Genomic DNA, 11,190 nt, shown 5'->3' with positions numbered 1-11,190 from the left:
CGCCTCCTACCGCTTGGAGGCCGCGGCCACGGCCGCGTCGAGTTCGGCGGCGGTGATCTCGCCTTCCTTCACCTTCTTGCCGTTGAAGACGAAGGTGGGGGTGCCGGTGATGGCGCCATCCTTGGCGTTCTTGGCCACGCGGGCGTTGAGCGCTTCGAGGTTGGCCGTATCGGCGAGGCAGGCCTCGAACTGGGCTTCGGTCAGGCCGCCGGCCTTGGCGGCGGCGACCAGCACCGAGCGCGCGTCGCCGGTCTTCACCATCTCGTCATGGCCGCGGAACACGGCGTCGACGACGGTGAAGTAGTTGTCCTTGCCGGCGCAGCGGGCCGTGATGTAGCCGGCCGCGGCGACCTGGGCCGGCGGGGTCAGGATCTCGCGCAGGGTGTAGTGGACCTTGCCGGTGTCGATGTACTTCCTCTTGAAGGCTGGGAAGACCTCATTGTTGAAGACCGCGCAGTGGCTGCAGCTGAGGGAGGCGTACTCCACCAGCTTCACCTTGGCCTTCGGATCGCCCAGCGACATGTCGCCCGTCGCGGGCGCAGGTGGGGCGGCCATGGCCGAACCGGCGCATAGCGCAAGCGCCCCGAAGGCGGCGGCGACGATGCGGCGGCTCGGCTGGCGCATGGCTTACTTCGAGGCCTCGGCGACGGCCGCGTCGAGCTCGGCCAGGCTCATTTCGCCTTCCTTGACCTTCTTGCCGTTGACGATGAACGACGGGGTCGAGGTGATCTTGTCGACCTTGATGGCCTTTTCGACGCGTTCGTTCAGGGCCTTCAGCGCCGCTTCATCGGTGATGCAGGCGTTGAACTTCTCTTCGGTCATGCCCGCCGACTGGGCGGTGCGCAGCAGGATGCCGCGCATGTCGCCGGTGGTGAACATTTCCTGCTGAGCGTGGAAGATCGCGTCGGTGACCTGGAAGTACTTGTCCTTGCCGGCGCAGCGCGCGGTCAGGAAGCCGGCGGCGGCCACCTCGTTCGGCGGGGTCAGGAATTCCTTGAAGGTGTAATGCACCTTGCCGGTGTCGATGTACTTCTTCTTGAACTCGGGGAAGACCTCGTTGTTGAACGTGCCGCAGTGGCTGCAGGTCAGCGAGGCGTACTCGACCAGTTTCACCTTGGCGTTCGGATCGCCCAGGGTCATGTCGGCGGTGTCGACGGACCCGACGCCGCCGCTCTTGGAGCAGCCGGCCAGCGCGAGCGCACCCAGGGCCGCGACGACGAGAAGGCGACGGTTGAAGTTCGGCATATGCACCTCTGCGGAAGTCCGAATGAAAGATTAAAGCGCGATTCCCGGCCGGAGGAACGTGGGGGCCGGAGCAAAGTCAACCGGCCTCAGCCGGCGTTCCGCCGCATAACGCCGCGACCCAACCTCAGCAATGCGGCTTTCAGTGGGCCGTCGGGAGCATTCTCCAGCGCCTTGGCGAGCTCGGCCTCCCGCGCGGCGTCGAGGGGCGCGGCCCTTTTGCGGGCGGTCTTGGGCTCGGTTGCGGCGCTGGTGCGCAGGGGCCCCTGGACGATGCGCAGCTTGTTCACCGCGCCCTCGCCGAGGAACAGGTTCACCCGCGAGACGATCTCGTGCGCCTGATGCTGGATGAGGGCGGCCGAGGCGCCGGCGACGCGGATCTCCAGCGCGCCCGGCCCGCCGCCGCGCGGCTTGGTCAGTTTCACCGGCTCGGTGCGCTTGGCCAGTTCGACGCCGACGATCTCGCGCCAGCGGGCCTGCAGGGCGCCCGGACCCTGGCCGTACTTGGCGTCGAGTTCCTTCAGCAGCTTGAACAGGCCTCGTCCCGCCACCGGCGGGGCGCGGTGCTGCGGCCGCGTGCGTTTGCGCGCCAGGATCTCGGCGGCTTCGGCGGCGGTGGGCAGGGGGCGGGGCGGCATCGGCTTACCTTACAACAAGGCTCCCGTCCGAGGCGAGGATCGGGTAGCTGAGACCATGTGACGCCCGAGACGCTCCGCGACCGCCTGCTCGCCTGGTACGACGCCAACGCCCGCGACCTGCCCTGGCGGGTCGGGCCGGCGGACCGCGGCGTGCGCGCCGATCCTTACCGGGTCTGGCTGTCCGAGGTCATGCTGCAGCAGACCACGGTGCCGCACGCCACACCGTACTTCATGAAGTTCACCCATCGCTGGCCGACCGTTTCGGACCTGGCGGGCGAGGAGGACGGCGAGGTGATGGCCGCCTGGGCGGGGCTTGGCTACTACGCTCGCGCCCGCAATCTGCTGGCCTGCGCGCGCGCGGTGGCGGGCGATCACGGCGGGGTATTTCCCGACACCGAGGAGGGGCTGCGCTCGCTGCCGGGCCTTGGCCCCTATACCGCCGCGGCGGTCGGGGCGATCGCCTTCGACCTGCCGACCAACGTCGTCGACGGCAATGTCGAGCGGGTGATGTCGCGGCTGTTCGCGGTGGAGACGCCGCTGCCCGACGGCAAGGTCGAACTAAAGGCGCTGGCCGGCTCGCTGGTCCGCAACCATCGGCCGGGCGACTGGGCCCAGGCGCTGATGGACCTGGGCGCGACGGTCTGCCGGCCCAAGGCGCCGTTGTGCGACCGCTGCCCGCTGACCGAGTTTTGCGCCGGTCTGGCCGGCGGCGAGCCGGAGACCTATCCGCGCAAGCTGCCCAAGGCCGCGCGGCCGCATCGCAACGGGGTCGCCTACATTCTCACGCGCGGCGGCGAGGTGGCGCTGGTGCGCCGGCCGCCCAAGGGCCTGCTGGGCGGCATGCTGGCCCTGCCGACCAGCGACTGGCGCGCCACGGGCTGGAGCGACGCGGAGGCCGCGGCGGCCGCGCCGGTGGGCGCCGACTGGCGCGCCGTGGGCGAGGTCGAGCACGTCTTCACGCATTTCAGCCTGACCCTGCGGCTGCTGCGCGCCGAGGGCGACGCCGACGGAGTGATCTGGACGCCGCGGGCCGGGCTCGACGCCTTGCCGAGCGTGTTCCTCAAGGCCGCGCGGGCGGGGCTGAGCAACCTGCTCTAAATTCAAGTGTCATCCCGGTTTGCGTAGCAAGACCGGGACCTATGAACACCTGATGGCTCAAGGCATCGCGGAGGCCGGGCCGCATCCTGCCGACGCGGCGCGAATGGGTCCCGGTCTTCAGCCTGCGGCCGAAACCGGGATGACACCCTGAGTTGGTTCAGGCCTGCGGCATCGCCGAGCGGATCTTGGCGCGCAGGACGTCGATCGGGGCCAGGCCCTTGTCGGACTTGAAGTGCCAGTAGGTCCAGCCGTTGCAGGCCGGGGCCGACTGGACCATGGCGCCGACCTTGTGGATCGAGCCGGAGAGGTCGCCGACCACCAGGCTGCCGTCGGCGCGGACGCGGGCCATGCGTTCGCCCTTGGGGCAGTAGAGCGCGTCGCCCGGGCTGAGCAGGCCAGCTTCCAGCACCTGGCCGAAGGGTACGCGCGGCTCGGACTTCTTGGAGCCGGTGACCTCCAGGTCGCCCGGCGCGATCGGGATGATCTTCGAGATCCGGTCCTTGGCCAGGGCGACGTACTTCTCGTCCTGCTCCAGGCCGATGTAGCGGCGGCCCAGGCGCTTGGCGGCCGCGCCGGTGGTGCCGGTGCCGAAGAACGGATCGAGGATGATGTCGCCCGGCTTGGTCGACGCCAGGATCACCCGGTGCAGCAGGGCTTCGGGCTTCTGGGTCGGGTGGGCCTTGGCGCCGTTCTCGTCCTTCAGACGCTCCTCGCCGGTGCACAACGGGAAGGTCCAGTCCGAACGCATCTGCACGTCGTCGTTGGCCATCTTCATGGCGTCGTAGTTGAAGGTGTAGCGGCGCGCGCCACGGCCCTTGGCGGCCCAGATCAGCGTCTCGTGGGCGTTGGTGAACCGGGTGCCCTTGAAGTTCGGCATCGGGTTCGACTTGCGCCAGACGATGTCGTTCAGCAGCCAGAACCCCAGGTCCTGCAAGGTCGCGCCGACGCGGAAGATGTTGTGGTAGCTGCCGATCACCCACAGGGCGCCGTCGTCCTTCAGCACCCGGCGGCACTCGGTCAGCCACTCGCGGGTGAACTTGTCGTAGGCGGCGAAGCTCTCGAACTGGTCCCAATGGTCGTCGACGGCGTCGACCTTGGAGTTGTCGGGACGCAGCAGGTCGCCCCCGAGCTGGAGGTTGTAGGGCGGGTCGGCGAAGACCAGATCGACCGACTTCTCGGGCAGCTTCTTCAGCTCCTCGATGCAGTCGCCTTGAATGATCGTGTCGGCCAGTACGCCCATAAGGTCACCTCGATGTCCGGAGTCAGAATCCTGAGTCATCGTGGTGAAGGGGGTGTTGAAGAACGTGGTTAACGGCTGTTGATCTTGGTTAACCGGTCCAACTCACCGAGGCGCCGTGGGGGTGAACGGTCCCCAAGAGCCGCTCCGCTCCACCGGGCCACATCGTAAGCCGGATCTCCATGAGCGCCATGTTCTCTGGCGGCGGCTCCATGCGCAGCCAGGCCAAGGGCGCCTCGTTGGTTGCAGATAGTCCAATATTCTCAATGGTCTGTCGCAAAGCGGCCTGGTTCTCCCGGGGCATGTATTGCCAGAACACCGAGTGATAGATGACCGTGGCCGCGCCGGGCGAGGGGGCGGCCAACCGGGCGGTCCATTCCACGGCGTCGGCCGCCTCGACGCGCACGCCCTGAGCCAAGGTCACCTCGATCGCGGCGCGAATACGGGTCAGGCGGTCGAACTGATCGGGCCATACATAGGCCAGCAGCCGCCTGCGCAGAGCAGGATCGTTAAGGTCCACGGGGCGGCGGTCGCAGGCGGCGCGGTGGCTCACCACGACCGGCGCGTCGAGCGGCGGCGACGGACCGGTCCACTCGGTGGGCAGCAGCACCGGGCTCTCAGGGCCCCAGGCCGCGCCGGATAGATCGTAGCGGTAGCGGTCCCAGGACGTGTTCAGGCCGGCGCTGGCGGCGATCTCGAAGCAGCGCAGCGGCAGGCCGGTCTCCTGGGCCACGGTGAGGAAGCCGCCCAGCAGGCAGACCGAGCGGCGGACCTCGTTGGTCTGCGGCTCGTGATCCATGAAGGCGGCGAGGCGGGCGGCGTGCTGCGTCATCGCGAGGCGGGCCTGGGGCCAGGCGCTCGCTGCGTCGAATTCCTTGCCAGGCTTGGGGTAGACGTCGGCCAGGGGCGGGGCGTCGCCGCTGAGCACGAGGTCGTGCAGGCCGCCCAGCAGGCGCAGAGGCACGGCCGCGGCCATGAGGCCGCGGAGGTCTTCGCCCGCCCAGGGGGCGAGCAGGGCGGCGGTGGGGCCGCCAGCCTCGCAATCCTCGGCGGCGAGGTCCAGCAGCCCGGCATGGAAGGGCGAGCCGAGGGCGAGGCAGGCCTTGGCCTGAAGGCGGAGCGAAGAGGAGAGAGCGCTGTCCATGCCCCGCGATCGGTCCGCGGGGCCGGGGCGTCAATCTTGATTCAATTGATCAATCGACGACTTCGACGATCTCGCCGCGCTCGATCAGGGCCAGGCGGATCGGCTCCCAGCCGCGCCGGTGGATCGGGCAGGGGCCGAGCGTGCGCAGCGCCTCGACATGGACCTGGGCGTGGTAGCCCTTGTGGCCGGCGAAGCCGTAGCCGGGATAGAGGCCGTCCATCTCGACCATCAGCCGGTCGCGGGCGACCTTGGCGAGGATCGAGGCTGCGGCGATCGAGGCGCTGATCGAGTCGCCCTTGACCACGGTCTTGATTTCGCAGGGCAATTTGAACTTGTAGTTGCCATCGACGAGGGCGAAGGCTGGGGTGATCGCCAGCGCCTCGACCGCCCGGCACATAGCCAGCCCCGTGGCGTGCAGGATGTTCAGTTCGTCGATCTCGTCCACCGAGGCGAAGCCGACGCCCCAGGCCAGCGCGCTCTGTTTGATCTCCAGCTCCAGGGCGTTGCGGGCCTTGGCGCTGAGCTTCTTTGAATCGTTGAGGCCTTCGGGCACGCGGTTCGGGTCGAGGATCACGGCTCCGGCGCTGACCGGTCCGGCCCAGGGGCCGCGGCCGGCCTCGTCCACCCCGCAGACGGGGCCGTTCGGACAGGCTAGTTCGAGCATCATGTCCGGCATTAACGCACCAGCCGTTTGACTTGTTCGTGGCGGTGGCAGCAGGTCAGGTGATCGTTGACGACGCCGACAGCCTGCATGAAGGCGTAGACGATCACGGGGCCGACGAACTTGAAACCCTTGGCTTTCAAGGCCTTGGCCATCTCCTCGGCGACGCGGGTCTGTGCCGGCACCTGGCCGATCTCGGTCCACTGGTTCTGGACCACGCGGCCGTTGGTGAAGCTCCAGATGAACTGGCTGAAGTCCTCGCCCTTCTCGCGCATGTCGAGATAGATCCGCGCGCCCTGAATGGCGGCGTCGATCTTGGCGTTCGAGCGGACGATGCCGGCATTGGCCATCAGGGCGGCGCGCTCTGCCTCGCCGAAGCGGGCGACGACGTCGGGATCGAAGCCGGCGAAGGCCTCGCGGAAGGCGTCGCGCTTTCGCAGGATCGTGATCCAGGCGAGCCCGGCCTGGAAGCCGTCGAGGACGAGCTTTTCCCACAGGGCGCGGGCGTCGTACTCGGGCACGCCCCACTCGGTGTCGTGGTAGGCCTCGTAGAGCGGATCGCCGGCCATGCCGCGCCAGCCGCATCGAATCAGGTCGCCGGTCATGAGGCGCAGTCTTGGCTTTCGGCAGGGAGGGCTTCAAGCGCTGCCGATAGACCATCCATCGGCAGGTTTCCGCCCGCGACCTTGCAGCAACTTGCCGCTGGAGCCGCCAGAGCGCGCGTTGTCGCGGGGCGGAGCGGCGAGCGCCGGTCGCACGACGCCCGGCCCGCAAGGCCATTTGCGCTCTATCGGCGTTTCGGCAGGTTTTTTGTCGGCCCTGACGAATGAGCGCAACAAGAGCGACGGAAAACGCCTCATCTCCCGTTCAGGAGAGTGGGGGCAGTTAGCCGCAGAGCTATCGCCCAATCCTCCTTCCCAATGACTGGATCGTACCTCGTGAGTTCATCGTCTCCTGCCCGCCGGATCGCCGCTCGCCTGCTCTGCGGCGTCGCGGCCGCCACTCTTTCGGCCGGAGCGGCGTTCGCCCAGACCGACGGGTACGATGTCGACACCGAGGTCGAGGAACTGGTGGTGGTCGCCGGCGTGCGCACCCTGCCGGGCGCGGTCGCGGGCGACATCACGCCGGAGCTGTCGATCTCGCCGCGCGAGATCCGGGCCTACGGGGCGGCCAACGTTTCCGAGCTGCTCGAGGCCCTGGCGCCGCAGACGGCCAGCGGCCAGGGCAGCGGCGGACGCCCGGTGACGCTGATCAACGGCGGCCGGACCTCCGGCTGGGCGGAAATCCGCGACCTGCCGACCGAGGCGATCCTGCGCGTCGATATCCTGCCGGAAGAGGTGTCGCTGAAGTACGGCTACCCGGCCGACCAGAAGGTCGTGAACATCGTCCTGCGCAACCGCTTCCGGGCCTGGCTGGCCGAGGGCGCGGCTTCGACGCCGACCCAGGACGGCGGCGGGCAGAGCGTGATGGGCCACGGCTCGCTGCTGCGCATCCTGCAGGGCCAGCGGCTGATGCTGGACGCCAAGGTCACGGGGACCGAACCGATCTATGAAGGCGACCGGGACATCGAGGGCGGGGAAGGCGACTTCCGGACCCTGCAGGGCAAGTCGACCGACGTCGCGCTGAACGCGATCCTTTCGCGGCCGCTGGGCCAGGGCGTCTCGGGCACCATCAACGGCACCTTCGAGTCCGGCGAGAACGAGTCGCGCCTGGGCCTGTCGCCGCTGTCGAACGAGGCGCTGACCCGGCGCTCGGAGACGCAGAGCGGCCGGCTGGCCGCCGCCGCGAGCGGGGCCTATGCCGGCTGGCAGTGGTCCTATACCGGCGAGCTCAACCGCGAGCAGACCAAGACCAACACCGACCGCACGCTCGAGACCCTGGCCTATACCGACCGGACCAAGAGCACGACCACCTCGGCGCAGTCCGACATCGTGCTCAACAAGGCGCTGTGGGAACTGCCGGCCGGCCAGGTCAGCTCGACCCTGACGGCGCGCGCCTCGACCACCCGGCTGGAGAGCGAGGCCGAGCGGACGCTGATCAGCCAGTCGACCGACCTCGACCGCAGCATCGGCCAACTGCAGGCCAGCTTCGACGTGCCGCTGACGCGGGACGGCGAGGGCCTGGGCGAGCACATCGGCAAGCTGTCGGCGAACGTGAACCTCGGCTACCAGCACCTGTCGGACTTCGGCGACCTGGAGACGCTGGGCGCGGGCCTGAACTGGACCCCGGCCAAGCCGGTCCGGGTGCTGGCCTCGTTCACCCGCACCGACCAGGCGCCGACCATGAACCAGTTGGGCGATCCGCTGACGACGACGCCCGGCGTGCGGGTGTTCGACTTCCAGAGCGGCGAGACCGTGGAGGTGACGCGGATCACCGGCGGCATCCAGGATCTGGACGCCAGCCAGCGCGACGTCTTCAAGCTGGGCTTCACCTACAAGCCCTTCGACCAGACCAACCTAACCTTCCAGGCCAACTACGTCTCGACCCGGACCAACGACGCCATCGCCGCCTTCCCGTCGGCCTCGACCCAGGTGGAGGACGCCTTCCCCGAGCGGTTCGTGCGCAACGCCGAGGGCGAGCTGACGATCATCGACGCGCGGCCGGTGAACTTCGCCAAGCAATCGCGCGACGAGTTGCGCTGGGGCTTCACCTATTCGCGGCCGGTCGGCCCGCAGCCGAACCCGGATGAGTTCCGCCGGCGCATGCAGGCGGCGCGGACCGGCCAAGGGGCGCAGGGCGGCCAGGCGACGCAGGGCCAGGCGGCTCAGGGCGGCGCCAGCCAGCCGGCGCAAGGCCAGCAGGCTCAGCAAGGCCAGCAGGCTCAGCAGGGTGGGCGTCCGCCGGAAGGCCCGCCGCCCGGCGGCGGCGATGGTCCGCGCGCGCCTGGCATGGGCGGCCCCGGCATGGGCGGTCCGGGCATGGGGCCAGGCGGCCCTGGCGGCGGCCGCGGCGGCTTCGGCGGCGGCGGTCCGCGCGGCGGCGTGTTCCAGGTCGGCGTCTATCACACGGTGGCGTTCCGCGACGACGTGCTGATCCGCGACGGTATCCCGGAGCTGGATCTGCTGGACGGCGGGGCGCTGGGCTCGGGCGGCGGTTCGCCGCGCAACCAGATCGACGTGCAGGCCAACTACGCCCGCAATGGCCTGGGGGCGGCGGTGAACGCCAAGTGGCAGAGCGCCACGCGCGTGGCCGGCGACACCGCGGCCGAGGACCTGGAGTTCTCGGACATGACCACGGTGAACCTGCGGCTGTTCGCCGACCTCGGCATGCAGCCGATCGCCCGCGAGCAGCGCTGGCTGCGCGGCATGCGCGCCACCCTGTCGATCGACAACCTGTTCGACGAGCGCCAGGAGGTGAAGACCCCGCAGGGGATCACGCCGATCAGCTATCAGTCGGACCTGATGGACCCGGTCGGCCGCTCGGTGCGGTTCACGGTGCGCAAGCTGTTCTTCTGATCGGGAGGAAAAGCCGAGGCCTCGATAATCCTATCGAAGTCGCGCTATCGTCGGCCCAGCAAGGGAGGCCGCCATGGCGACGCTCGTCTTTGGAATGAACCAGTCGCTGGACGGCTATGTCGACTACGACAAATTCGCGCCGGATCCCGAGCTGTTCCAGCACTTCGTCGAGCAGGCGCGCGAGCAGACCGGGGCGATCTATGGCCGTGGGCTCTACGAGATCATGCGCTACTGGGACGAGGACGACGCGGGCTGGAGCGCGGCCGAGCGCGAGTTCGCGCAGGCCTGGCGGAACCAGCACAAGTGGGTGGTGTCGCGCTCGCTGACCGAAGTCGGGCCGAACGCCACGCTGGTCGGCGAGGACTTCGAGGCTGTGCTCCGCAAGGTGAAGGCCGAGCATCCGGGCGAGATCGAGGTCGGCGGGCCGGTGCTGGCCCGGAGCCTGGGCGAACTGGGGCTGATCGACGCCTATCGGATCTATCTCCACCCGGTCGTGCTGGGCGGCGGCAGTCCGTACTTCGTCGGCCCGCGGCCGCGGCTGCGGCTGGTCGCGCACGAGCCGATCGGCGGGGACGCGATCCGTCTGACCTATGTGCCGGCGTGAACGTCCAAAGGTGTCATCCCGGTTTCGGCGCAGCCGAAGACCGGGACCCATTCGCGCCGCATAGGCGAGTGGGCGAGGCCGTGCCGACATCTTAGAGTTCGGTGTTCATGGGTCCCGGTCTTTGGCCTGCGGCCAAAACCGGGATGACAGTTTAGGGCTTGGCGGAGGTCGTGCTTTCGTAGCGCTCCGCCATTCACGGAGCGCGCGATGTCCTTCGAAGACTTCAAGCTGGAGCGCATGAGCACCGGCGAGGCGGTGTTGCGCTATCGGATCGGCGGCTCGGGGCCGCCGCTGCTGTTGCTGCACGGCTATCCGCAGACCCACATGATGTGGGGCCAGATCGCCGGCGAGCTGGCCAAGGACTTCACGGTGGTGGCGCCGGACCTGCGCGGCTATGGCGGCTCGTCGAAGCCGCCGACGACGCCGGACCACGAGCCCTATTCGAAGCGGGCGATGGCGCGGGACATGGTGGCGCTGATGGCGGCGCTGGGGTTTGACCGGTTCGACGTCGCCGGCCACGACCGTGGCGGGCGCACCGCCTATCGGCTGGCGCTGGATACGCCGCAGGCGGTCGGCAAGCTGAGCATCCTCGACATCATCCCGACCGCCGACGTCTGGCGGCTGGCCGACAAGCGGTTCGCGCTGGCGTACTGGCACTGGAGCTTCCTGGCCCAGGCCCATCCGTTCCCAGAGCACTTCATCGCCGCCGACCCGGTGCATTTCGCGTTCCGCATCGCCCAGGGCGCGACCTATTTCGAGCCGGCCGCCTATGCCGACTATGTGCAGGCGCTGGCGGATCCGGCGGTGATCCACGCCATGTGCGAGGACTACCGTGCCGGGGCGACCTACGACGTCGCCGCCGACGAGGCCGACCGGGGCGTGAAGCAGATCGCCGCCCCGACCCAGGTGCTGTGGGGGGCCAAGGGGGCGGTCGGCCACTGGTACGACGTGCTTGAGGTCTGGCGACCCTGGTGCGCGGACCTGCGCGGTCAGGCGATCGAGGGGGCGGGGCATTTTCTCGCCGAGGAAAAGCCGGCCGAGACGCTGGCGGCGTTGCGCGGGTTTTTGCTGGGCGGGTGAGGCTTAGGTGTCATCCCGGTTTCGGCGCAGC

Annotated in this window: 11 protein-coding genes; 4 read left to right on the top strand and 7 right to left on the bottom strand. The window is 69.1% G+C overall.

Annotated features, from left to right (window positions below; genetic code table 11):
- Positions 1 to 6: 6 nt before the first annotated feature.
- The 3 genes from ASC79_RS12400 to ASC79_RS12390 form a co-directional block, all read right to left on the bottom strand.
- Entirely contained in the window at positions 7 to 624 is a 618-nt protein-coding gene (locus tag ASC79_RS12400) for a thioredoxin domain-containing protein (protein ID WP_056016580.1), read from the bottom strand.
- Between the two features lie 3 nt (positions 625 to 627).
- On the bottom strand, positions 628 to 1,245 hold the full coding sequence (locus ASC79_RS12395) for a DsbA family protein (protein WP_056016577.1): 618 nt from the start codon (positions 1,243 to 1,245) through the stop codon (positions 628 to 630).
- 86 nt (positions 1,246 to 1,331) lie between these two features.
- Entirely contained in the window at positions 1,332 to 1,880 is a 549-nt protein-coding gene (locus tag ASC79_RS12390; RefSeq protein WP_056016574.1) for a DUF721 domain-containing protein, read from the bottom strand.
- Positions 1,881 to 1,937: 57 nt separating this feature from the next.
- Here ASC79_RS12390 and mutY point away from each other — a divergent pair, with 57 nt between their 5' ends.
- A complete protein-coding gene (gene mutY, locus ASC79_RS12385; RefSeq protein WP_056016572.1) occupies positions 1,938 to 2,978 on the top strand; it encodes an A/G-specific adenine glycosylase in 1,041 nt (346 codons plus the stop codon).
- 157 nt (positions 2,979 to 3,135) lie between these two features.
- On the opposite strand, the gene ASC79_RS12380 is transcribed toward mutY, so the two are convergent.
- The 4 genes from ASC79_RS12380 to ASC79_RS12365 form a co-directional block, all read right to left on the bottom strand.
- Positions 3,136 to 4,218 carry a site-specific DNA-methyltransferase gene (locus tag ASC79_RS12380; protein ID WP_056016569.1) on the bottom strand — a complete coding sequence of 361 codons (1,083 nt, stop codon included), beginning with the start codon at positions 4,216 to 4,218 and terminating at the stop codon, positions 3,136 to 3,138.
- Between the two features lie 88 nt (positions 4,219 to 4,306).
- Entirely contained in the window at positions 4,307 to 5,359 is a 1,053-nt protein-coding gene (locus ASC79_RS12375) for a DUF2332 domain-containing protein (protein WP_056016566.1), read from the bottom strand.
- Positions 5,360 to 5,408: 49 nt separating this feature from the next.
- Positions 5,409 to 6,035, bottom strand: coding sequence for a ribonuclease HII (locus ASC79_RS12370; RefSeq protein WP_235528646.1), 627 nt, complete (start codon positions 6,033 to 6,035; stop codon positions 5,409 to 5,411).
- Positions 6,035 to 6,625, bottom strand: a complete 591-nt coding sequence (locus tag ASC79_RS12365; RefSeq protein ID WP_056016563.1) for a DNA-3-methyladenine glycosylase I — start codon at positions 6,623 to 6,625, stop codon at positions 6,035 to 6,037. Before ASC79_RS12365 ends, ASC79_RS12370 begins: the two co-directional genes overlap by 1 nt.
- A 333-nt stretch (positions 6,626 to 6,958) precedes the next feature.
- On the opposite strand from ASC79_RS12365, the gene ASC79_RS12360 reads away from it, so the two are divergent.
- From ASC79_RS12360 to ASC79_RS12350, 3 genes are all read left to right on the top strand, one after another.
- Entirely contained in the window at positions 6,959 to 9,475 is a 2,517-nt protein-coding gene (locus ASC79_RS12360) for a hypothetical protein (protein ID WP_056106275.1), read from the top strand.
- A 73-nt stretch (positions 9,476 to 9,548) separates the two neighbouring features.
- Positions 9,549 to 10,079 (top strand): dihydrofolate reductase family protein, encoded by a 531-nt coding sequence (locus ASC79_RS12355; protein WP_056016558.1) that lies wholly within the window; start codon positions 9,549 to 9,551, stop codon positions 10,077 to 10,079.
- A gap of 207 nt (positions 10,080 to 10,286) precedes the next feature.
- Positions 10,287 to 11,159 carry an alpha/beta fold hydrolase gene (locus tag ASC79_RS12350; protein WP_056016555.1) on the top strand — a complete coding sequence of 291 codons (873 nt, stop codon included), beginning with the start codon at positions 10,287 to 10,289 and terminating at the stop codon, positions 11,157 to 11,159.
- Positions 11,160 to 11,190: the final 31 nt, after the last annotated feature.

The sequence above is a fragment of the Phenylobacterium sp. Root1290 genome, from assembly GCF_001425305.1.
GTDB lineage: Bacteria > Pseudomonadota > Alphaproteobacteria > Caulobacterales > Caulobacteraceae > Phenylobacterium.
The sequence above is the reverse complement of the archived record's forward strand: the minus strand, read 5'-3'. Positions and strand labels throughout refer to the sequence as shown.